This is a genomic window from Bradyrhizobium sp. USDA 4369 (assembly GCF_054056435.1).
Window position 1 is genome coordinate 4,139,402 of record NZ_JBSRYH010000001.1, and the last position, 21,254, is coordinate 4,160,655.

Annotated in this window: 21 protein-coding genes; 19 read left to right on the forward strand and 2 right to left on the reverse strand. The window is 67.4% G+C overall.

Going from position 1 to position 21,254, the window contains the following annotated elements; all coding sequences use genetic code 11:
- The first annotated feature begins 28 nt into the window (after positions 1–28).
- From bchI to ACVIJ6_RS18720, 7 genes are all read left to right on the forward strand, one after another.
- Entirely contained in the window at positions 29–1,075 is a 1,047-nt protein-coding gene (gene bchI / locus ACVIJ6_RS18690; protein WP_456777025.1) for a magnesium chelatase ATPase subunit I, read from the forward strand.
- The gene (locus ACVIJ6_RS18695) at positions 1,072–2,817 is read left to right on the forward strand and encodes a magnesium chelatase subunit D (RefSeq protein WP_456773880.1); all 1,746 of its coding nucleotides are present in this window, start codon (positions 1,072–1,074) and stop codon (positions 2,815–2,817) included. Before bchI ends, ACVIJ6_RS18695 begins: the two co-directional genes overlap by 4 nt.
- A gap of 150 nt (positions 2,818–2,967) precedes the next feature.
- A complete protein-coding gene (locus ACVIJ6_RS18700; RefSeq protein WP_456773881.1) occupies positions 2,968–3,936 on the forward strand; it encodes an alpha/beta fold hydrolase in 969 nt (322 codons plus the stop codon).
- A gap of 33 nt (positions 3,937–3,969) precedes the next feature.
- Positions 3,970–4,875, forward strand: a complete 906-nt coding sequence (gene bchO / locus ACVIJ6_RS18705; protein ID WP_456773882.1) for an alpha/beta fold hydrolase BchO — start codon at positions 3,970–3,972, stop codon at positions 4,873–4,875.
- 51 nt (positions 4,876–4,926) lie between these two features.
- Positions 4,927–6,465: a phytoene desaturase gene (locus ACVIJ6_RS18710; protein WP_456773883.1), complete on the forward strand. Its 1,539-nt coding sequence runs from the start codon at positions 4,927–4,929 to the stop codon at positions 6,463–6,465.
- Positions 6,462–7,502 carry a phytoene/squalene synthase family protein gene (locus ACVIJ6_RS18715; protein ID WP_456773884.1) on the forward strand — a complete coding sequence of 347 codons (1,041 nt, stop codon included), beginning with the start codon at positions 6,462–6,464 and terminating at the stop codon, positions 7,500–7,502. Before ACVIJ6_RS18710 ends, ACVIJ6_RS18715 begins: the two co-directional genes overlap by 4 nt.
- Positions 7,503–7,636: 134 nt before the next feature.
- A complete protein-coding gene (locus tag ACVIJ6_RS18720) occupies positions 7,637–7,780 on the forward strand; it encodes a hypothetical protein (protein WP_456773885.1) in 144 nt (47 codons plus the stop codon).
- Positions 7,781–7,823: 43 nt separating this feature from the next.
- On the opposite strand, the gene ACVIJ6_RS18725 is transcribed toward ACVIJ6_RS18720, so the two are convergent.
- The gene (locus ACVIJ6_RS18725) at positions 7,824–8,642 is read right to left on the reverse strand and encodes a hydratase (protein ID WP_456773886.1); all 819 of its coding nucleotides are present in this window, start codon (positions 8,640–8,642) and stop codon (positions 7,824–7,826) included.
- 47 nt (positions 8,643–8,689) lie between these two features.
- Positions 8,690–10,219 (reverse strand): 1-hydroxycarotenoid 3,4-desaturase CrtD, encoded by a 1,530-nt coding sequence (gene crtD, locus ACVIJ6_RS18730; RefSeq protein WP_456773887.1) that lies wholly within the window; start codon positions 10,217–10,219, stop codon positions 8,690–8,692.
- 121 nt (positions 10,220–10,340) lie between these two features.
- Between crtD and ACVIJ6_RS18735 the strand changes: the two genes are divergently transcribed.
- The 12 genes from ACVIJ6_RS18735 (at position 10,341) to ACVIJ6_RS18790 (ending at position 21,246) form a co-directional block, all read left to right on the forward strand.
- Positions 10,341–11,210, forward strand: a complete 870-nt coding sequence (locus tag ACVIJ6_RS18735; protein WP_456773888.1) for a polyprenyl synthetase family protein — start codon at positions 10,341–10,343, stop codon at positions 11,208–11,210.
- A gap of 346 nt (positions 11,211–11,556) precedes the next feature.
- Positions 11,557–12,702 (forward strand): methyltransferase, encoded by a 1,146-nt coding sequence (locus ACVIJ6_RS18740; RefSeq protein ID WP_456773889.1) that lies wholly within the window; start codon positions 11,557–11,559, stop codon positions 12,700–12,702.
- 89 nt (positions 12,703–12,791) lie between these two features.
- Complete coding sequence (gene bchC / locus ACVIJ6_RS18745; protein WP_456773890.1) at positions 12,792–13,733, forward strand: chlorophyll synthesis pathway protein BchC; 942 nt, start codon at positions 12,792–12,794, stop codon at positions 13,731–13,733.
- Complete coding sequence (locus ACVIJ6_RS18750) at positions 13,730–14,728, forward strand: chlorophyllide a reductase iron protein subunit X (protein WP_456773891.1); 999 nt, start codon at positions 13,730–13,732, stop codon at positions 14,726–14,728. Before bchC ends, ACVIJ6_RS18750 begins: the two co-directional genes overlap by 4 nt.
- A 33-nt stretch (positions 14,729–14,761) precedes the next feature.
- The gene (gene bchY / locus ACVIJ6_RS18755) at positions 14,762–16,300 is read left to right on the forward strand and encodes a chlorophyllide a reductase subunit Y (RefSeq protein WP_456773892.1); all 1,539 of its coding nucleotides are present in this window, start codon (positions 14,762–14,764) and stop codon (positions 16,298–16,300) included.
- Complete coding sequence (gene bchZ / locus ACVIJ6_RS18760; protein WP_456773893.1) at positions 16,300–17,751, forward strand: chlorophyllide a reductase subunit Z; 1,452 nt, start codon at positions 16,300–16,302, stop codon at positions 17,749–17,751. Before bchY ends, bchZ begins: the two co-directional genes overlap by 1 nt.
- 32 nt (positions 17,752–17,783) lie before the next feature.
- A complete protein-coding gene (locus ACVIJ6_RS18765) occupies positions 17,784–18,011 on the forward strand; it encodes a hypothetical protein (protein ID WP_456773894.1) in 228 nt (75 codons plus the stop codon).
- 153 nt (positions 18,012–18,164) lie between these two features.
- Positions 18,165–18,398: a light-harvesting antenna LH1, beta subunit gene (gene pufB / locus ACVIJ6_RS18770; RefSeq protein ID WP_012046284.1), complete on the forward strand. Its 234-nt coding sequence runs from the start codon at positions 18,165–18,167 to the stop codon at positions 18,396–18,398.
- A gap of 16 nt (positions 18,399–18,414) precedes the next feature.
- The gene (pufA, locus tag ACVIJ6_RS18775) at positions 18,415–18,603 is read left to right on the forward strand and encodes a light-harvesting antenna LH1, alpha subunit (protein WP_012046283.1); all 189 of its coding nucleotides are present in this window, start codon (positions 18,415–18,417) and stop codon (positions 18,601–18,603) included.
- A 156-nt stretch (positions 18,604–18,759) separates the two neighbouring features.
- Positions 18,760–19,605, forward strand: a complete 846-nt coding sequence (pufL, locus tag ACVIJ6_RS18780; protein WP_315810497.1) for a photosynthetic reaction center subunit L — start codon at positions 18,760–18,762, stop codon at positions 19,603–19,605.
- Between the two features lie 18 nt (positions 19,606–19,623).
- Positions 19,624–20,550, forward strand: a complete 927-nt coding sequence (gene pufM / locus ACVIJ6_RS18785; protein WP_456773895.1) for a photosynthetic reaction center subunit M — start codon at positions 19,624–19,626, stop codon at positions 20,548–20,550.
- 18 nt (positions 20,551–20,568) lie between these two features.
- The gene (locus tag ACVIJ6_RS18790; RefSeq protein ID WP_456773896.1) at positions 20,569–21,246 is read left to right on the forward strand and encodes a biliverdin-producing heme oxygenase; all 678 of its coding nucleotides are present in this window, start codon (positions 20,569–20,571) and stop codon (positions 21,244–21,246) included.
- Positions 21,247–21,254 lie beyond the last annotated feature (8 nt).

Genomic DNA, 21,254 nt, shown 5'->3' on the forward strand with positions numbered 1-21,254 from the left:
GGAACGTGTCGCGATGCAGGGGACGCTCATGGGGATCGCCTTTCCGTTCGCGGCCATCGTCGGCCAGGACGAGATGAAGCTGGCGCTGATGATCGCCGCCGTTGATCCAAAGGTCGGTGGCGTGCTGGCGTTCGGTGATCGCGGTGCCGGCAAGTCCACCGCGGTGCGCGCGCTTGCCGCATTGCTGCCGCCGATGAGCGCCGTGGTCGGCTGTCCCTATCAATGCGACCCGGCCGATGCCGCCGCGCAATGCGCCGCGTGCCGTGCGCGCTCCAAGCCGGGCAGCAAAGGCAAGAAGCCGGCGGCGTTGAAGGCGCATGAGGTGCCGGTGCCGGTGATCGACCTGCCGCTCGGCGCCACCGAAGACCGTGTGGTCGGCGCGCTCGATCTCGAGCGCGCGCTGGCGCATGGCGAGAAATCCTTCGAGCCCGGTCTGCTGGCGCGTGCCAACAGAGGCTTTCTCTATATCGACGAGGTCAATCTGCTCGAGGATCATCTCGTCGACCTCCTGCTCGACGTCGCTGCGTCGGGTGAAAACGTGGTCGAGCGCGATGGTCTCAGCATCCGCCATCCTGCGCGGCTCGTGCTGGTCGGCACCGGCAATCCGGAGGAGGGCGAGCTGCGACCGCAATTGCTCGATCGCTTCGGACTCTCGGTCGAGGTCAAGACGCCGAGCGATCTGCCGACGCGCATCGAGGTCATCAAGCGCCGCGATGCGTTCGAGAACGATCCCGCAGCCTTCGTCGCGCATTGGGAGAAGGAGGAGGCGAAGCAGCGCAAGCGCATCCTCGCCGCGCGCGAGCATATCGGCTCGGTCAAGGTCGCCGACCGCGAGCTGGAAAACGCGGCGCGGCTGTGCATGGCGCTCGGCACGGATGGTCTGCGTGGCGAGCTCACCCTGATGCGAGCGGCGCGCGCCGCCGCCGCGCTCGACGGCGCGAAGGCGGTCGATGACGGCCATCTCAAAACCGTGGCGCCGATGGCGCTGCGGCACCGTCTGCGGCGCAATCCGCTGGACGATTCCGGCTCCTCGGTGCGGGTCGAGCGCGCGCTCAACGAGCTGTTTGCAACGTGAGCGACGGCGCCGCGATCTGGGCCGATGCGATGATCGCAGCCGCGCTGGCGGCGATCGATCCGGCGGCTGCGTCAGTGCTGTTGCGTGCAGGCGCGGGCCCGGTGCGCGAGCAGTGGTTGGAGCTGCTACGCGAGCTGATGCCGGGGACGACCGCCATTCGCAAGCTCCCGCCGTCGATCTCCGATGATCGCCTGCTCGGCGGGCTCGATCTTGCCGCGACCCTGCAGGCCGGCCGCCCGGTGATGCAGCGCGGGCTGCTCGCCGAGCTTCATGATGGCCTGCTGATCGCCGTCATGGCCGAGCGGATTGCGCCGTCGACGGTCGCCCATCTCACGGCCGCGCTCGATACCGGCATGATGAGCATCGAGCGCGATGGCCTGTCGCTGCGCGCGCCGGCGCGGTTCGGCCTGGTCGCGCTCGACGAGGGCATTGGCGACGAGCACGTGTCGCCGGCACTCGCCGACCGCCTGGCCTGCCATCTCGATCTCGGCATGGTCGCGCGCGCCGATCTCGGCGAGAGCCTGTTCACATCCTCGGATATCGCGGCCGCGCGGGCGTTGTTGCCGCAGGTCGGTCTGTCCGACGACGCCATCGCGGCGCTGACGACGACGGCGTGTGCGCTCGGCATCGACTCGCTGCGCGCGCCGCTGCTGGCGTGTCGGATCGCGCGCATCGCAGCGGCGCTGGATGGCGCGACCGATGTCGCGGAATCGCACATCGCCTGCGCCGCGCGGCTGGTGCTGGCGCCGCGTGCGACACGGCTCCCCGCGGCAGATGACGAGACGGAGACCAGCGAGGCGCCGGAGCCTGAGAACGACCCGGCCGAGAACGAGGAGGACGACCGCAGCGAGGACGGCCCGCTCGAGGATCGCGTGCTCGAGGCAGCGCAGGCGGCCATTCCGGCTGATCTGCTCAAGCGCCTGCAGGAGGAGCGCGCGACCCGCGTCCGCAGCAGCAGCTCAAGCAAGCAGGGCACCGCGCAGAAGGCGCCGAAGCGCGGCCGTCCCATTGGCGCACGCCGCGGCGAGTGGCAGGCGGGTGCGCGGCTCAACGTGCTCGAGACCTTGCGCGCGGCGGCGCCGTGGCAGCCGCTGCGGCGGCGGACGCAGCGCTCCGGCAAGAGCGGCCGGCTGATCGTGCACAAGGACGATATCCGCATCACGCGCTTCAAGCAGCGCTCGGGCACCACGACGATCTTCGTCGTCGACGCCTCCGGCTCCTCGGCGCTGCAGCGGCTTGCCGAAGTGAAGGGCGCGGTCGAGCTGCTGCTCGCTGAATGCTACATCCGTCGCGACGAGGTGGCGCTGATTGCGTTTCGCGGCAAGGGCGCCGAGCTGCTGCTGCCGCCGACCCGCTCGCTGACCCGCGCGAAGCGCAGCTTGGCAGCGCTTCCCGGCGGCGGCGGCACGCCGCTGTCGGCGGCGATCTTTGCTGCCACCGAGCTGGCGCTCGCCGTGAAGGCCAAGGGGCAGGCGCCGACCGTCGTGCTGATGACCGATGGCCGCGCCAATGTCGCCCGCGATGGTGTCGGCGGACGCAGCGAGGCCGAGGCGGAAGCGCTGGTGGCCGCCAGGCAGCTCGCGCTCACCGGCATCCCCGTGGTGCTGGTCGATTCCTCGCCGCGGCCGCAGGACAAGGCGGCGCAATTGGCCGGCGCGATGCAGGCACGCTACGTCGCGCTGCCTCATGCTGACGCGGCGCGGTTGTCGCAGGCGGTGATGGCCGAGGCCGGCCGTGGCTGACGGCAATGGAACGCTGGGCGTCAAGCGGCGTTCCCAACAACGACTGACAAGAGCGCCCGTCATCGTTATGCTCGCCCGGATCGGATGCGGGCGACGCTGGCTTTCGACTTGAACTGCCTTCGACATGAAATCGTCACACAGGAGCACGGCATGCAGATCACTTCGGCCACCCAGAGTGATCATGCCGCGGCCCCGCGCGCCGTGACGATGCCGCCGCCGCTGGCCGCGGCCCGTTTCGAACTGGCCGACGCGCGCATCGGCCGCATCACCTGCTATGGCGACGGTCCTGCCGCGCCGTCCGAGCAGCGTCCGCTGCTCTTGATTCACAGCGTCAATGCCGCGGCCACCGCCTATGAGATGAAGCCGCTGTTCGAGCATTATCGCAAGGCGCGCCCGGTCTATGCGCTCGATCTGCCCGGCTTCGGCCTGTCGGACCGCGCCGACCGGATCTACACGCCGCGCCTGATGACTGATGCGGTCCTGCTCGCGGCCAATGAGATTCGCCGCCGTCACGGCGATACGCCGATCGACGCCATCGCGCTGTCGCTCAGCTGCGAATTCGCCGCGCGCGCCGGCACCGAGGCGGCGAACCTGTTTCGCACGCTCGGGCTGATCAGCCCGACCGGCCTCGACCGCCGCACGGAAGCGGCGGCCAAGAAAGGGGGCGACAAGGATGCGACCCGCGCCATGCCGTGGCTGCGCAACATCTTCACGGTGCCGCTGTGGAAACACCGTTTCTTTTCGCTGCTGACCTCGCGCGCCAGCATCCGCTTCTTCCTGCGCAAGACATTTGGGCGCAAGGATATCGATGAAGGCCTGCTTGAGTACGACTACATCACCACCCACCAGCCCGGCGCCGAGAATGCGCCGTATTCCTTCGTGTCCGGCTACATGTTCAGCATCCATGCGCTGAAGCTCTACCAGGCGCTGGCCATGCCGGTGTGGATGGTGCATGGCGTGCGCGGCGACTTTGTCGATTATCACGGCAAGCACGCGGTCGAAGGTCTGCCCAACTGGCGGATCGAGGTGTTGCAGACCGGGGCGATGCCGCATTTCGAGCAGCTTGATAAAGTCGTCGCGGGCTACGATGATTTCCTGGCGCGCGCCGCGGGGGGCTGACCCGGAAAGCCGCGTTCAACCCCGTGGGCCGGCATGAGCGACAAGCCGAACTGGAGCGTCGACGGCAAGGACTGGCCCAACCGCGCGGCCAGCCGCTTCGTCGACGCTGCCGGCCTGCGCTGGCATGTGCAGGTGATGGGCGAGGGGCCAGTCGCGCTGCTGGCGCATGGCACGGGGGCTGCGACCCATTCCTGGCGCGATCTCGCGCCGCTGCTCGCGCGCCACTTCACCGTCGTCGCGCCGGATCTCTCCGGCCACGGCTTCACCGCAACGCCGCACTGGCAGCGGCTGTCGCTCGACGGCATGTCGCGCGATCTCGCAATCCTGTGCGAACGGCTTGCGGTCCAGCCCCAGATCGCGATCGGCCATTCGGCCGGCGCTGCGATCCTCACCCGCATGACCATCGATGGCCTGATCGCACCGAGGCTGATCGTCAGCCTCAACGGCGCCTATCTGCCGTTCGGCGGGGCCGCCGCGCAGTTCTTCACGCCGCTCGCCAAGATGATGGCGCTCAATCCGCTGGTGCCGCGGCTGTTCGCCTGGCGCGGCCGCGATCCGGCGGCGGTGCATCGGCTGCTGAAGGGCACCGGCTCGACCGTCGATGCCAATGGCGAGCGGTTCTATCGCCGCCTCGTCGGCAGCACCGGCCATGTCGGCGCCGCGTTGGAGATGATGGCGAATTGGGACCTGCGTCCGTTGCTGCGCGACCTGCCGCGGCTCAAGACGGCGCTGCTGCTCGTGGCCGCTTCGCATGACCGGGCCATCCCGCCGGACGTGGCCCACCGCGTCAAGCAATTGGTGCCGCAGGCTCAGCTCGAACTCATTGATGGGCTTGGCCATTTGGCGCATGAGGAGCAGCCGGCGCGGATCGCAGCGCTGATCATCGCCGCGGCCGAGAGAGCCGGCGTACTCGCAGTGCAGCAGGAAATGTCCAGTTGAATTGACATTTTTGGCTGGCGAAAGCGTCAATTTCAATTTACGCTTTCGCCCATGCTCGACGTCTCCACCATCAAGGCCGCTGTTCCGGCTGAGCTCGGAGACCGGCCGCATGCGGTCGTGATCGGCTCCGGCTTCGGCGGTCTCGCCGCGGCGGTCCGGCTCGGCGCGCGCGGCTATCGCGTCACCGTGTTCGAGCAGCTCGATGCGCCCGGCGGCCGCGCCTATGTGCATCGCCAGGACGGCTTCACCTTCGATGCCGGCCCGACCATCGTCACGGCGCCGTTCCTGTTCGAGGAGCTGTGGCAGCTGTGCGGGCGGAGAATGTCGGACGACGTCACGCTCAAGCCGATCTCGCCCTTTTATCGCATCCGCTTCGACGACGGCACGATTTTCGACTGCTCGGCCGACCCGGCGGCGATGCGCGCCGAGGTGATGAGGATTTCGCCCGGCGACGTCGAGGGCTATGAGCGCTTCATGAAGGCGAGCGAGGCGATCTTCAAGAAAGGCTTCGAGGAGCTCGGCGACGTGCCGTTCCTGTCGCTGCTCGACATGGCCCGGATCGCGCCGGCGATGATCAAGCTACAGAGCTTTCGGTCGGTATATGGCCTCGTCTCGCATTATGTTCGCGACGAGCGGCTGCGCGTCATCCTGAGCTTTCACCCACTGCTGATCGGCGGCAATCCGTTCACGACGACTTCGATCTATTGCCTGATCGCCTATCTGGAGCGCCGCTGGGGCGTGCATTTCGCGATGGGCGGCACCTGCACGCTGGTCGCGGGTCTCGTCGACCTGATCGAGGGGCAGGGCGGTGAAGTGCGCTGCTCCACGCCTGTTGCCGAGATCACGACCAGGGATGGCGCTGCGACCGGCGTACGGCTCAAGTCCGGCGAGACGATCGCCGCCGATGTCGTCGTGTCCAATGGCTGCGCCGCCTGGACCTATAAGCATCTTTTGCCCAGCATTCCGCGCCGGCGCTGGACCGATGCGCGCATCGATCGCGCGCGCTATTCGATGAGCCTGTTCGTCTGGTATTTCGGCACGAAGCGCCGCTATGACGATGTCGAGCATCACACCATCCTGCTCGGCCCGCGCTATCGCGGCCTGCTCGACGACATCTTCCGCCGCAAGGTGCTGGCTGATGATTTCAGCCTCTACCTGCACCGGCCCACCGCGACCGATCCGTCGCTGGCGCCCGAGGGGTGCGACGCCTTCTACGTGCTGTCGCCGGTGCCCCACCAGGAGAGCGGCATCGACTGGGCGGCTAATGCGGAGCCATTCCGCAAGCGGATCGAGACCGCGCTGAGCGAGACGCTGCTGCCGGATCTCGCCGGGGAGATCGTCACGTCGCGGCTGCTGACCCCGGATGATTTCGAGCACCGGCTGTCGTCCTATCGCGGCGCCGCCTTCGGGCTCGAGCCGGTCCTGCTGCAGAGCGCCTGGTTCCGGCCGCACAACAAGAGCGAAGAGGTCGAGCGTCTCTATCTCGTCGGTGCGGGGACGCATCCGGGAGCCGGCCTGCCCGGCGTATTATCCTCGGCGCGGGTGCTCGATGATCTCGTGCCCGCGCCACATGAGCTGGAGCGACGATGAGCTGGGACGAGGACATCGCGATCTGTCGGCGGATGATGCGGGGCGGATCGAAGACGTTCTTCGCCGCCTCGAAGGTGTTGCCCCGATCGGTCGGCGATCCCGCCATCGCGCTTTATGCGTTCTGCCGCGAGGCGGATGACGCGATCGACGGTCCGGGCCGCCGTGTCGATGCGGTCGAGGTGCTGCATGAGCGGCTCGACCGGATCTATGACGGTGTGCCGGACGACCATCCGGTCGACCGCGCGCTCGCGCGTGTCGTCACTCACTTCGCGATTCCGCGCACGCTGCCCGAGGCGTTGCTCGAAGGTCTCGCCTGGGACGCCCAGGGCCGCCGCTACGAGACCTTGAGCGATGTGCTTGCTTATGCCGTGCGCGTCGCCGGTACCGTCGGCGTGATGATGTCGCTGCTGATGCACCGGCGCGACGCCGAGACGATCGGCCGCGCCTGCGATCTCGGCATTGCGATGCAGCTCACCAACATCGCGCGCGATGTCGGCGAGGATGCCCGCGCCGGCCGGCTGTATCTGCCACGGCAATGGCTGTGCGAAGCAGGGCTCGATGTCGAGACCTGGCGCGCCGCGCCATTCTTCGACGATCGCATCGGCCGCGTCACCGCACGGTTGCTTGCGGTCGCCGACGTGTTCTATGCCCGCGCGGTGGCCGGCATCGCCGAGCTGCCATGGAGCTGCCGGCCCGGCATTCATGCCGCGCGGCTGATCTATGCCGAGATCGGCCGCGAGGTCGCCAGCGCCGAGTTCGACTCGATGTCCCGGCGGGCGGTCGTGTCGATGCGGCGCAAGCTGCAACTGCTGGGCAAGGCGGCCGTCGTCTCGCTGCTGCAGGAGGAGCCGTCGCTGGCGCCGTTGCGGCCGGAGGCCAGGATCCTGATCGACGCCGTCGTCGTCGCCGATGCGCTGCGACCGCACGCGTTGGCGCCGCCGCGCCGGACCGTCCAAGACCGCGCGCTGTGGCTGATCGATCTGTTCGAGCGGTTGGAGCGGCGCGATCAGCTGTCGCGTTCAGGACGGATGTCGTGAGGTGAGTCCGTCGTCGGCTGTGAGATGATAGGTATGCGAGGGCCGGACCGTCACGGTTGGGGGTGCGAAGTCCAAAGTCAGTTCCGCCATGTCCCGAGCCAGCTCTCGCGCCTGAGACAAATGAGTGAGCCGAGATGAGCGAGATGGGCGGCCTGCTCGAATTCGTCGTCGTTGCGCTCTGTGTGCTCGGCTGGCTCGTGCTGGAGTGGCAAGGCCGCCGCCTCGATCGCCAGCGCGCCGCGCGCGAGGCGCGGGACCGGGAGACCGACAAAACATAGCTGGGCAACGGCGCGCGCGCTTCGCAGAACGGCCGGCGCCAACTCATCCGCTCCGCCGCGGCATGCGGAACGGCAGCATCGCTTGCACGATTGGCTGCTTGAACCTGTCGAGTGACAGGCTTTCATGCATGATGGCGACGTCCTCGCCGCCGATGCGGGCAGCGAGATGGGAGCGGGCATAGAACGGCGCGTCTTCCAAGGTGCTGATGACGCGGACCGGCGCCTCGGCGTCGGCGCGGGCGTTGCGGTCGATGCGCCACAGCGTCCGGCGCAAGGGCGCAACTGCGAGCGGCGCGATCCGGTCCAGCCTGGCTTCGGGATCGGCGTGCAGCGCGATCGACTTGTCGGCGCCGGCCCGCGCCGTTGTGTCGTAGGAGATTACAGTGCCGGTGCGCGTCGCGGCGCGCGACCATTGCCAGCTCTTGAAATCGCGCTCCAGCGGCGCATCGCCATGGTTGATGTCGAAATAGCCGTCGCCGCGCCAGTGCAGGTCGGGATGATCGAAATCGACCGAGACACGGCAGCACGGCGCGATCGGCTGCCAGCGGTGGCGTCCGGCCGCATCGAGCGTGAACACGACCTCGTTCAGCGCCGTCGGCACCACGCGCACCTTGCCGCGCAGCGGCAGCGGCCAGGGCACCGTGACCTCGTTGATCTCGATCGTCAGCTCGCGGCCGGTCCAGGCGAGCCGGCTCGGGCCGATCTTGAAGCTCTCGGCATCGCGCGCGATCGCGCCGCGGCCGCGCTCGGTCATCGACCAGCGCCGCGCGCGCTCGCCATACAGTGCGACATTGAGCGCGCAATGATCTTCCGGATCAGCCGGTCCGCGCCGCCGGGCCCACGCATAATACGGCGAGAACACGCTGCCGATGAAGGCGATGAGAGAGATGCCGAAGCGTCCGTCGTCGCTCAGCGCGTCGACATACCACCACGCATAGCCGTCCTTCGGGACGGTGCGGTCGAAGCGAGGTCGAGAATCGCCCGCGCGGCTGCCATCCGGCCCGACAGCGCCGCCATCGGCACGCCCGGACCCGGATGCGCGCTGCCCCCGGCTACATAGAGTCCCGGCAGCTTCGTCTGCGCCCCCGGCCGCTGGAACGACGCCATCCAGCCATGCGAGCTGCGGCCGTACAGCGCGCCCCCCGTGCCCGGAAACATCCGGTTGAAATCCGCCGGCGTTGTCACGCGGGTCAGTTCCGGAGTCGTCGCGACGCTGAGGCCGCAGCGCTGCAACAGGTCGAAGGTCTGGCGGGCACATTGGCTGATCTCCGAGGACTCGAAGCGGTGATGGTCGCCGGTGGCAGGCGCGTTGATCAGGACGAACAGCGGCTCGCTGGTGCCGGCATTGCGCGGCTGGTCGTCGCGCGCCTGCGCGCAGACATAGACGGTCGGCTTCTGCGGCATCGTGCGGGCGTCGATCAGCTGATCGAACTCGGCGCGGTAGTCGCGCGAGAAGAACACGTTGTGACGCAGCAGCGGAAAGCCGTCGGCGCGTGCCATGCAGCTCCAGGTCATGGCCGACAGCGAGCGCGCGGACCGAGGCTGCGCGGGAAGGGCCCGCGCCGCGTCAGCACCGAACAGGCCCTGCGCCAGCGCGGCGACATCGGCCGTCGCGATCACCGCGTCGGCTGTGATCTGCTCGCCATCGGCGAGGCGCACGCCGGCGGCGCGGCCGCCCTGCGTCAGTATGCCGGCGACCTCGCAGTCATAGCGAAGGGTCACGCCATGGCGTTTCGCCAGTGCGGCGAGACAGGCTGCGAGCTCGTGCATGCCGCCGTCGATCAGCCAGACGCCGGCCTGCTCGACATGGGCGACCAGCATCAAGGTCGCCGGCGCATGGAACGGCGATGAGCCGCAATAGGTCGCGTAGCGGCCGAACAGCTGCTGCAACCTGACATCGCGAAAATAGCCGCCGAGCGCCTTCCAGAGCGTCTGGAACGGGCGGATCGCGGTGAGATCGCGGAAGCCGGCATTGCGCAGCAGATGCGTCATGCTCGGTGCCGGCGTGCGGATGAAGGGATCGCGCAGCACCTCGAAGATGCGGCGGGCATCGCGGCAGAAGGAGCGATAGCCCTCGGCCTCGCTGCCTCCGGCGAGCCGACCGATGGCATCGGCCGATCGCTCCTCGTCGGCGAACAGATCGAGCCGGCTGCCGTCGGTCCAGGCGTGACGGGCGAGAATCGCGAGCGGCATCAAGGTGAGATGGTCGTCGAGCGCGGTGCCGATCTCGGCGAACAATTCGTCGAACACCCAGCGCATGGTGAACACGGTCGGACCGGAATCGATGCGTGCGGGGCCGATGGCGATCTGTCGCATCTTGCCGCCAGGCGAAGGGGCTCGCTCCAGCAGTGTCACCGCAGCGCCGCGCGCCGCGAGCGTGAGCGCAGCTGCAAGGCCGGCGATGCCGGCGCCAACCACGATCACGCGGTGATCGGCCATTGCTCGCACTCCTGTCCGCTCGACATGACGCAGGAAATGTCTATCATGATTTACAGTGTTGGTGTAAGTTGTAATTTACATAAGCGAGGGCCAGGACGGCCTCGCGGCAGGGGAGGCGGACATGGATGTGATGGCCCGGATCGAGAAATCCCTCGTCGCAGCGGTCGCTCTGGCCGACCGATCCGGATGTCCACCTCGGTTATCGGCGGCGATGCAGGCCGCGGTGTTTCCCAAGGGCGCGCGGGTGCGGCCGCGCCTCTGTCACGCGGTGGCGGCGGCTTGCGGCGACGACGAGCCGGCGGCGACCGATGCGGCGGGATCGGCGATCGAGCTGTTGCACTGTGCCTCGCTGGTCCATGACGACCTGCCGTGCTTCGACAATGCCAAGCTGCGGCGTGGACGCCCATCGGTGCATGCGGCGTTCGGCGAGCCGCTCGCGGTGCTCGCGGGCGATGCGCTGATCGTGCTGGCGTTCCAGACCCTCGCCAAGTCGCGCTGCTCGCCGCTGCGGCTGGCGCAATTGATTGCGACGATCGGCGACGCCGTGGGCGTGCCGCACGGCATCGCCGCCGGGCAGGCCTGGGAATGCGAGCCGGAGATCGACCTGTCGCATTATCACCGCTCCAAGACCGGGGCGCTGTTCGCAGCGGCGACCGTGTCGGGGGCTGCGGCCGCCGGGCACGCGAATCCCGAGGCTTGGCGGAGCCTGGGCGAGAAGATCGGCGAGGCCTACCAGGTCGCAGACGATCTCCGCGACGCGGCCAGCGATGAGGAGGAGGCGGGCAAGCCGGTCGGGCAGGACGCCGCGCTCGGACGTCCCAATGCCGTGCTGCGCTATGGCCTCACCGGCGCGGTCAGCTATCTGCACGATCTCGTCGCTGACGGCATCCGCACCATGCCGCCTTGCGCCCATGCGCATGAGCTGCGCCTGCTGATGGAGCAGGAGGCCAAGCGCCTGGTGCCACGCCGCCTGGCGGCGTCGGCGGCGTGAGCTTTCGGCCGCTTGCGATGGCCATGTCCTCAAGGGGCGATCGCTGTTCACCCTCCCCTGGAGGGGGAGGGTCGGCGCGCATGAGCGCAGCGACATGCGTGCCGGGGTGGGGTGACAGACCATCCGCGCGTACGGTGCTGGCGATGCCCGAAAGGCCGAGGCTGGCGAGGCGCAGAACGGCGCGACCCGTCGAGAGCGATTTCCGGGTCCACCCCACCGCGCCGCGCGCTTCGCGCACGGCGACCCTCTCCCTCCAGGGGAGGGTGGGCAGTTGCGCGGGTCGGTGCGTGGGCTCATGCTGTTCATGCGTGTCAGCTCAAACTTTGCTGGCGGAGCGTTGACGGCCATGCCCGCGGCTCTCCGCCACGATACGCCGGCTGTCACGCGCTTACGTGATCGCTGGCGTGGCTGGCGCGATGTGTTGCTGGCGAGTGCTTCGTTCCAGCGCTGGGCGGCGGCGTTTCCGTTGACGCGGCCGATTGCACGCAAGCGGGCGGCGGAGCTGTTCGATCTCTGCGCCGGCTTCGTCTATTCGCAGACCTTGGCGGCGTGCGTGCAGCTCGATCTGTTCGAGACATTGCGCGGAGGGCCTTGCAATGTCGCGGCGTTGGCGTCGCGTGCAGCGATGTCACCTGACGCAATGATGAGCCTGTGCGAGGCGGCCTGCGCCTTGCAGCTCCTGGAGCGGCGCGGCGAGTCGCATTATGGGCTCGGGCCGCTCGGCGCGGCGCTGCTCGGCAATCCCGGCATCGCCGCGATGGTTCGCCATCACGTCGCGCTATATGCCGATCTCGGCGATCCCGTGGCGCTATTGCGCGGCCAGGATCGCGAGCGCCGGCTGGCGCATTACTGGCCGTATGCGCTCGACCGTGGCAGCGCGGCGCTGACGCGCGACGATGTCGCGCCCTATACGGCGCTGATGGCGGCGTCGCAGCCGATGATCGCGGACGTCGTCCTCGCAGCCTATCCGTTGAGCCGCCACCGCTGCCTGCTCGATGTCGGGGGCGGCGACGGCAGCTTCCTCGCCGCGGCCGCGCGGGCCGCGCCGCAACTCCAGCTGAAGCTGTTCGATCTGCCCGAAGTCGCCGCGATCGCGCAGGAGCGCCTTGCCACGGCCGGGCTTGCCACTCGCGTCACGATCACGGCGGGCAGCTTCTACGACGATCCGCTCCCCACCGGCGCCGACGTGATCTCGCTGATTCGCGTCGTGCATGATCACGACGACGATGCCGTGGCGCGGTTGCTCACCAAAGCGCGCGCTGCCTTGCCCGACCATGGCGTGCTGCTGCTCGGCGAGCCGATGCGTGAGGCCTCCGGCGGTAGCGACGGCGTCAGCGCGTATTTCGAGATCTATCTGCGCGCGATGGGGCAGGGGCGGCCGCGCAGCGCGGCGCGGCTGCGCGAACTGCTGAACATCGCGGGCTTTTCGCAGGTGCGAGTGCTTCGCACACGCATCCCCATGATCGCCGGCGTGATTGTCGCGAATAGCTGACACTCGGAATGTAAATTTATATTGACACTTTTCGTGAGCGGATTAACCTGACACCCGTAACTAAGCGGGCGTCGCCGGGGAGTTGGGCTATGGACGCGATCGCCGTGGTGCTGGGGAGGCCGAGGGAGTTGTCGCTGCAGCAGCTGCAGCTGGCGGATACCCCGGACTGTCTCACCGTCGACATCGAATGGAGCGCGATCAGCACCGGGACAGAACGGCTGCTGTACGAAGGACGCATGCCGACCTTCCCGGGCATGGGCTATCCGCTCGTGCCGGGCTACGAGGCGGTCGGCCGCGTCGCGCAGGCTGCACCTCATTCGGGTTTTCGAAAGGGCGAGCGCGTCTTCGTGCCGGGCGCGGCGCGCTGCTTCGGCGAGGTGAGGAGCCTGTTCGGCGCCGCTGCCTCGCGCCTCAACGTTCCTCCGCAGCGCGTGGTCGCGATCGATGAGACCGTCGGCGAGCGCGGCGTGCTGCTGGCGCTCGCGGCCACTGCCTATCATGCGCTGGCGATCGGCGGTGACGGACAGGCCGAATGCGTTGTCGGTCATGGTGTGCTCGGTCGCCTGCTGGCGCGGCTGATCGTGGCGATGGGTGGCGACCCGCCGGTGGTGTGGGAAAGCAATCCGGAGCGCGCCGCCGGCGCGATGGGCTATCGCGTCATCGATCCCGCGGCTGATAGCAGGCGCGACTATCGCTTGATCTTCGATGCCAGCGGCGATGCCGGCCTGCTCGACAGTCTCATTGCTCGCTTGGCCCCCCGGGGCGAGATCATCCTCGCCGGCTTCTACAGCGCGCCGCTGACCTTCTCCTATCCGCCGGCCTTCATGCGCGAGGCGGCGATCCGCGTTGCCGCCGAATGGAAGCACGAGGACCTGCTCGCGGTGCGCAATCTGATCGACACCGGCCGGCTGTCGCTGGACGGGCTGATCACGCATCACGCCGACGCTCTGTCGGCGGAGAGCGCCTACCGGACCGCGTTCGACGATTCGTCATGTCTCAAAATGATCTTGGACTGGAGAGCTGCCGCATGAATGCCCCGACCAAGATCAGTACGATGACCGATGCCCTGCGGGCCGAAGCCGCAATCGAGCCCGACGCGCCCACGACGGCTGCGCCGAAGAAGGCGACGCAGATCATCGCGATCTACGGCAAGGGCGGCATCGGCAAGAGCTTCACGCTCGCGAACCTGTCCTACATGATGGCGCAGCAGGGCAAGAAGGTGCTGCTGATCGGCTGTGACCCGAAGAGCGACACCACGTCGCTGCTGTTCGGCGGCCGCGCCTGCCCGACCATTCTCGAGACCTCGTCGAAGAAGAAGCTCGCTGGCGAGGACGTGAAGATCGGCGACGTCTGCTTCAAGCGAGACGGCGTGTTCGCGATGGAGCTCGGCGGCCCTGAAGTCGGCCGCGGCTGCGGCGGCCGCGGCATCATCCACGGCTTCGAGCTGATCGAGAAGCTCGGCTTCCACGACTGGGGGTTCGACTACGTGCTGCTCGATTTTCTGGGCGACGTCGTCTGCGGCGGCTTCGGCCTGCCGATCGCGCGCGACATGTGCCAGAAGGTGATCATCGTCGGCTCCAACGATTTGCAGTCGCTGTACGTCGCCAACAATGTCTGCTCGGCGGTGGAATATTTCCGCAAGCTCGGCGGCAATGTCGGCGTCGCCGGGATCGTCATCAACAAGGACGACGGCACCGGCGAGGCGCAGGCCTTTGCTGATGCGACCGGCATCCCGGTGCTGGCCTCGATCCCCGCCGATGACGACATCCGCCGCAAGAGCGCGAGCTATCAGATCATCGGCCGGCCCGGCACGCCCTGGGCGCCGCTGTTCGAGCATCTCGCCCAGAACGTCGCCGAGGCGCCGCCGCAGCATCCGCATCCCCTGACCCATGACGGCCTGCTCGGCCTGTTCAAGGCCTCGGAGACTGGCCGCGACGTCGTGCTGGAGCAGGCGACGCTCGAGGACATGTGCGGCAGCGCGGCGGTGGCCAAGCCGTCGCTCGAAGTGATCTACGACAATGTGTGATGGGTGCGTTGCTGAGCAGCGGAATGTAGTGCAATGAGCGATGCGGTGATCCATCAGGCCGTGAGCGGCGCGGAGGCGGGCATGCCGGCGCAGCCCGAGGCGCTCGGCTGCCACGCCGGCAAGGCCGAGCTCAAGAAGGCGGCCGACGCTGCCGGCAAGAGCGAGATCTTGGCGCGCTATGCGGCGGACTATCCGGCCGGGCCGCATGACCAGCCGCAGAGCATGTGCCCGGCCTTCGGCTCGCTGCGCGTCGGCCTGCGCATGCGCCGCACCGCCACAGTGCTCTCGGGCTCGGCCTGCTGCGTCTATGGCCTGACCTTCACCTCGCACTTCTATGGTGCGCGGCGCAGCGTCGGCTATGTTCCGTTCAATTCCGAGACGCTGGTCACCGGAAAGCTGTTCGAGGACATCCGCGAGGCGGTTTTCAAGCTCGCCGATCCCGCCAATTACGACTGCGTCGTCATCATCAATCTCTGTGTCCCCACCGCGTCCGGCGTGCCGCTGCAAATCCTGCCGAAGGAGATCAACGGCGTCCGTGTGATCGGCATCGACGTCCCCGGCTTCGGCGTGCCGACCCATGCCGAGGCCAAGGACGTGCTGGCGGGCGCGATGCTGAACTATGCGCGCCGCGAGGCCGGGCAGGGGCCGGTGCAGGCGCCGCGGGCGCCGCGCGGCGACAAGCCGACGATCACGCTGCTGGGTGAGATGTTTCCCGCCGATCCCGTGGGCATCGGCATGATGCTGGCGCCGCTCGGCCTTGCCGCCGGGCCCACGGTGCCGACGCGCGAATGGCGCGAGCTCTATGGCGCGCTGGATTGCGCGGCTGTCGCGGCGATCCATCCGTTCTACACGGCCTCGATCCGCGAATTCGAGGCGGCGGGCCGTCCGATCATCGGTTCGGCGCCGGTCGGCTGCGACGGCACCGCGGATTGGCTCGAGGCCGTCGGGACGATTTGCGGCGCCGGACGCGGGCAGATCGACGCGGCGAAGAACGCGGTGCTGCCGGCAATCCGCGCGGCACTTGCGGCAACGCCGATCCGTGGCCGCATCACGCTGTCGGGCTATGAAGGATCGGAGCTCCTTGTCGGGCGTCTCCTGGTCGAGAGCGGCGCCGATCTGCGCTATGTCGGCACGGCCTGTCCGCGCACGCGCTGGTCGGAGGCGGACTGCGCCTGGCTCGAGAGCCGCGGCGTGCGCGTGCAGTACCGCGCCTCGCTGGAGCAGGATCTCGCGGCGGTCGATGAGTTCGAGCCTGATCTCGCGATCGGCACCACGCCGGTCGTGCAGAAGGCCAAGGCGCGGGCGATTCCCTCGCTCTACTTCACCAACCTCATTTCAGCGCGGCCGCTGTTCGGCGTCTCCGGCGCCGGCTCGCTGGCGCAGGTCGTCAATGCCGCCATCGGCGGCAAGGCGCGGTTCGACGAGATGCGTGCGTTCTTCGACGGTGTCGGCGAGGGCGACACTGCGGGCGTGTGGCAGGACACACCTGTCGCGCGTCCTGAATTCCGCGACAAGTTCCGCAAGGCGGTCGCGGCGCAGGCCAAGAAGCGCAAATCCGAGGAGATGGTGTGATGCTGATCCTCGACCACGATCGCGCCGGCGGCTATTGGGGCTCGGTCTACGCGTTTACCGCGATCAAGGGCCTGCAGGTCATCATCGACGGCCCGGTCGGCTGTGAGAACCTGCCGGTGACCTCGGTGCTGCACTACACCGACGGCCTGCCGCCGCACGAACTGCCGATCGTCGTCACCGGTCTCGGCGAAGACGAACTGGGACAGAAGGGCACCGAGCAGGCGATGAAGCGCGCCCGCGCCGCGCTCGATCCCGACCTGCCGGCGGTGGTCGTCACCGGCTCGATCGCCGAGATGATCGGCGGCGGCGTCACGCCGGAAGGCTCCAATATCAAGCGCTTCCTGCCGCGCACGATCGACGAGGACCAGTGGCAGAGCGCCAACCGCGCGCTGAGCTGGTTGTGGAGTGAATATGGCTTGCGCAAGATCCCGGAGCGCAAGCCGCGTGCCGACGGCGAGAAGCCACGCGTCAACATCATCGGGCCGATCTACGGCACCTTCAACATGCCCTCGGATCTCGCCGAGATCCGCCGGCTCGTCGAAGGCATCGGCGCGGAGATCAACATGGTGTTTCCGCTCGGCAGCCATGTCGCCGATGTGCCGAAGCTGGTCAATGCGGACGTCAACATCTGCATGTATCGCGAGTTCGGCCGGCTGCTATGCGAGACCTTGGAGCGGCCCTATCTGCAGGCGCCGATCGGGCTGCATTCGACCACGAAATTCTTGCGCACGCTCGGCGAGATGCTCGGGCTCGATCCCGAGCCGTTCATTGCGCGCGAGAAGCACACCACGATCAAGCCGATCTGGGATCTCTGGCGTTCGGTTACGCAGGATTTCTTCGGCACCGCGAGCTTCGGCATCGTCGCCTCCGAGACCTACGCGCGGGGCTTGCGCAATTTCCTGGAGACCGAGCTCGGGCTGCCGTGTCACTTCGCGGTCGCGCGCTGCGCCGGCGCCAAGACCGACAATGACGCGATCCGCAAGCAGATCCACGAGCGGCCGCCGCTGGTGCTGTTCGGCAGCTACAATGAGCGCATGTATGCGGCGGAAGCGGGCAACCGCGCGATCTACATCCCGGCCTCGTTCCCGGGCACGGTGATCCGCCGCCACACCGGCACGCCGTTCATGGGCTATGCCGGCGCGACCTATGTCGTGCAGGAGGTCTGCAACGCGCTGTTCGATGCGCTGTTCAACATCCTGCCGCTCGCCACGCAACTCGATCAGATCGCGGCGACGCCGGCGCGGCTCGAGCGCGAACTGCCTTGGGATGACGGCGCCCGGCTCGCGCTCGATGAGATCATCGAAACGCAGCCGGTGCTGGTGCGGATTTCCGCGGCCAAGCGGCTGCGCGATGCCGCCGAACGCGGCGCGCGCCAGGCGGGACTCGACAAGGTGACGGAAGACGTTTTCGCGCGCGTGCGGCTGCAGCTCGCAACGGGCCAGGCCGCATGAGCGCGATGGGGTGGAGCGAAGGGAGAGGGACGATGTCGTTGTACGAGCGCATGGATCGTGACGTCGCGCCGAGATCGCGCGAGCGGATCGAATATCTCCTGGTCTACGCAATGTGCTTCGCGGTGCTGATGGTCGAGGGCGTGCTGCGCCGGATCGGCTCCGTCGTCACCGGCCACCGGCCGGCGCCGCTCGGCGCCATCATGGGCGAAGCGAGGATCAAGGCTGCGAACTGCGCGACCTCGTCCTTCATGGGGCTGTGAGCGCGAAGGCTGTCGGCTGAGCCCTGTGCGCTCTTTCAAGGGATTCGTGCGGCTCGCCGCACGGATGTCATCCCGGCGACGGGATGGCGCTTCGACGCCGCTCATTCCGGTGAGCGGCATCCGGCCGAAAGGCCAACACCAGGAGGTACCACTATGGTGGACGTACCAAACAAGGGAGGCTCTCTGTCGGGGCTGACCGAAGCGGAGGCTAGGGAATTCCATAGCATCTTCATGACGAGCTTTGTGGTCTTCACGGCGATTGCGATCGTCGCCCACATTCTCGCCTGGATGTGGCGTCCTTGGCTGCCCGGGCCGACCGGCTACAAGGCAGCGGCGCTGGATGGGGTGACCCACTACGCCAATATCGTGCTCTCCTACCTGACCTGACCGAAAGGAGAAAACTATGTGGCGCTTGTGGTTGTTGTTCGATCCCCGCCGGGTTCTCGTGGCTCTCGGCATCTTCCTGTTCGGACTGGCATTGGTGATTCACTTCATCCTGCTCAGCACGAACCGGTTCAACTGGCTGGAGGGACCGCGCGCTGCGAAGACGTCGTCGATCTCCGATCCGGCGACTCCGGTGAAGCTCACCTAACAGCTTCGCGTGACCCAAGGGAAGCGGGCGTGCGTCGGCGACAGACCTCGTTCGCCCGCTTCCCAAATATGGCCGTCAATGAATGCGCGGCCTGACGACATGACGAGACGATACGATACGTAGCATATCGAGCGACGGGCAGCGGAGGCAGGACCGATGGCAATGCTCAGCTTTGAACGAAAATACCGCGTCCGCGGCGGCACGTTGATCGGCGGCGACCTGTTCGATTTCTGGGTTGGACCATTCTATGTCGGCTTCTTCGGCGTGACGACGATCTTCTTCACGTTCGTCGGTGTGGCGCTGATCCTCTATGCCACGGCGCTCGGACCGACGTGGAATCTCTGGCAGATCAGCATCAATCCGCCCGACGCCAAATATGGCCTGTCATTCGCGCCACTCACCGAGGGCGGCTTCTGGCAGCTCATCACGGTGTGCGCGCATGGCGCGTTCGTCTCCTGGGCGCTGCGCGAGGTCGAGATCTGCCGCAAGCTCGCGATCGGCTACCACGTGCCGTTCGCCTTCGGCTTTGCGATCTTCGCCTATTTCACGCTGGAGGTGATCCGGCCGGTGCTGATGGGCTCGTGGAGCTACGCCTTCCCCTACGGCATCATCACTCATCTCGATTGGGTGTCGAACACCGGCTATCAGTTCGGAAACTTCCACTACAATCCCGCGCACATGATCGCGATCACGTTCTTCTTCACGACGTGTCTCGCGCTCGCGCTGCACGGCGGTCTGATCCTGTCGGCCAGCAACCCCGGCCGTGGCGAGGAGATGAAGTCGCCGGAGCATGAGAACACGATGTTTCGTGATCTCATCGGCTATTCCGTCGGCACCCTGGGCATCCACCGCGTCGGGCTGTTCCTCGCGCTGTCCGCCGTGTTCTTCAGCGCCGTCTGCATCGTCATCTCCGGTCCCGCTTGGCTGCTGCCGGAAGGCAATGCCTGGTCGGATTGGTGGGAATGGTGGCGCAGGGTTCCGATCTGGTCGCCGCCGCAATGAGTTCAAGGAGAGGTCGTCATGGCCCAATACCAGAACATCTTCACGCAGATCCAAGTTCGCAGCAAGATCTACCCGGGTATCCCGATCGAGCCTGGAATCTGGGAGCGGCTCGGCAAGGGCAGCTTCAACTACTGGTTCGGCAAGATCGGTGACGCCCAGGTCGGCCCGGTGTATCTCGGCTTCCTCGGCCTGGCCTCTTTGATGACCGGCTTCGTCGCGATCGAGATCATCGGTCTCAACATGCTGGCCTCGGTGAACTGGAGCCCACTCGAGTTCATTCGCCAGTTCCCGTGGCTGGCGCTGCAGCCGCCGGCGCCGGAATACGGCCTGCAGATCTTCCCGCCGCTGCAGGAGGGCGGCTGGTGGCTGATGGCCGGCTTTTTCCTGACGACGTCGATCCTGTTGTGGTGGGCCCGCACCTATCGCCGCGCCCGCGCGCTCGGCCTCGGTACGCACGTCTCCTGGGCGTTTGCGTCGGCGATCTGGCTCTATCTGGTGCTCGGCTTCATCCGGCCGATCTTCATGGGGAGCTGGAGCGAGGCGGTGCCGTTCGGCATCTTCCCGCACCTCGACTGGACCAACAATTTCTCCATCACCCACGGCAACCTGTTCTACAATCCGTTCCACATGCTCTCGATCGCCTTCCTGTACGGATCGGCGCTGCTGTTCGCGATGCATGGCGCGACGGTGCTGGCGATCAGCCGCTACGGCGGCGAGCGCGAGCTCGAGCAGATCGTCGATCGCGGCACGGCGTTCGAGCGGGGTGCGCTGTTCTGGCGCTGGACGATGGGCTTCAATGCGACCGCCGAATCGATCCATCGCTGGGCTTGGTGGTTCGCTGTGCTTTGTCCCTTGACCGGCGGCATCGGCATCCTACTCTCGGGCACAGTGGTCGACAGCTGGTTCGACTGGGGCGTGAAACACGGACTGGCGCCGATGCGCTGAAGTCCTGCAGGTCGAGACATGTTGGATAGAGTTGAGCAGATCGAGATGGCCGGGTGCAGCACGCGCCCGGCCAGCCTTTTGGAAGCGATGCGCGAACGGACCAAGGCGCTGCATGTGACGGCGGAGCGGACCGGAGTCGTCGCCGAGCTGCTGCGCGGCCGTGGCACGCGGCAGGCTTATGCCTTGCTGTTGCGCAATCTGCTGCCGGTCTACGAGACGTTGGAGGCCGAGCTTGTCCGCCACCAGGGCTCACTTGTGCTGAGCCGGATCGTGCGGCCGGAGCTGCATCGCAGTCCGGCCATCAGGGCCGATCTCGCCACGCTCGATGCGAGCGGCCTGCCGCTGTTGCCCGAAGCGATCGCCTATGTCGGCGCCATCAAGGAGGCGGGATCGGGCTCGGGCCATCCGCTTCTGGCCCACGCCTATACGCGCTATCTCGGCGATCTCAGCGGCGGCCAGATCATCAAGAAGATCCTCGCGCGGTCGCTCGCACTGCCGCCGGAGGCGCTGTCGTTCTACGAGTTTCCCGAGATCGCAGACGTTCCGCGCTTCAAGGACGCGTACCGCGACGCGCTGGAGCTGGCCGGCGCTGCGATGGCCGATCACGGCGCGGTCGTCGAAGAGGCGGCAACGGCGTTCAAGCTGAACATCACGCTGTCGGAAGCGCTGCAGGCCGCGGCGGGGCTCGGCGTCTGAAGATCAGC

Bases quoted from the DNA above. Each gene is read 5' to 3' on its own strand.
- bchI (WP_456777025.1), top strand. From the start codon at position 29: ATGGGGATCGCCTTTCCGTTCGCGGCCATCGTCGGCCAGGACGAGATG.
- ACVIJ6_RS18700 (WP_456773881.1), top strand. From the start codon at position 2,968: ATGCAGATCACTTCGGCCACCCAGAGTGATCATGCCGCGGCCCCGCGC.
- bchO (WP_456773882.1), top strand. From the start codon at position 3,970: ATGAGCGACAAGCCGAACTGGAGCGTCGACGGCAAGGACTGGCCCAAC.
- ACVIJ6_RS18710 (WP_456773883.1), top strand. From the start codon at position 4,927: ATGCTCGACGTCTCCACCATCAAGGCCGCTGTTCCGGCTGAGCTCGGA.
- ACVIJ6_RS18715 (WP_456773884.1), top strand. From the start codon at position 6,462: ATGAGCTGGGACGAGGACATCGCGATCTGTCGGCGGATGATGCGGGGC.
- ACVIJ6_RS18720 (WP_456773885.1), top strand. From the start codon at position 7,637: ATGAGCGAGATGGGCGGCCTGCTCGAATTCGTCGTCGTTGCGCTCTGT.
- crtD (WP_456773887.1), bottom strand. From the start codon at position 10,219: ATGGCCGATCACCGCGTGATCGTGGTTGGCGCCGGCATCGCCGGCCTT.
- ACVIJ6_RS18735 (WP_456773888.1), top strand. From the start codon at position 10,341: ATGGATGTGATGGCCCGGATCGAGAAATCCCTCGTCGCAGCGGTCGCT.
- ACVIJ6_RS18740 (WP_456773889.1), top strand. From the start codon at position 11,557: ATGCCCGCGGCTCTCCGCCACGATACGCCGGCTGTCACGCGCTTACGT.
- bchC (WP_456773890.1), top strand. From the start codon at position 12,792: ATGGACGCGATCGCCGTGGTGCTGGGGAGGCCGAGGGAGTTGTCGCTG.
- ACVIJ6_RS18750 (WP_456773891.1), top strand. From the start codon at position 13,730: ATGAATGCCCCGACCAAGATCAGTACGATGACCGATGCCCTGCGGGCC.
- bchY (WP_456773892.1), top strand. From the start codon at position 14,762: ATGAGCGATGCGGTGATCCATCAGGCCGTGAGCGGCGCGGAGGCGGGC.
- bchZ (WP_456773893.1), top strand. From the start codon at position 16,300: ATGCTGATCCTCGACCACGATCGCGCCGGCGGCTATTGGGGCTCGGTC.
- ACVIJ6_RS18765 (WP_456773894.1), top strand. From the start codon at position 17,784: ATGTCGTTGTACGAGCGCATGGATCGTGACGTCGCGCCGAGATCGCGC.
- pufB (WP_012046284.1), top strand. From the start codon at position 18,165: ATGGTGGACGTACCAAACAAGGGAGGCTCTCTGTCGGGGCTGACCGAA.
- pufA (WP_012046283.1), top strand. From the start codon at position 18,415: ATGTGGCGCTTGTGGTTGTTGTTCGATCCCCGCCGGGTTCTCGTGGCT.
- pufL (WP_315810497.1), top strand. From the start codon at position 18,760: ATGGCAATGCTCAGCTTTGAACGAAAATACCGCGTCCGCGGCGGCACG.
- pufM (WP_456773895.1), top strand. From the start codon at position 19,624: ATGGCCCAATACCAGAACATCTTCACGCAGATCCAAGTTCGCAGCAAG.
- ACVIJ6_RS18790 (WP_456773896.1), top strand. From the start codon at position 20,569: ATGTTGGATAGAGTTGAGCAGATCGAGATGGCCGGGTGCAGCACGCGC.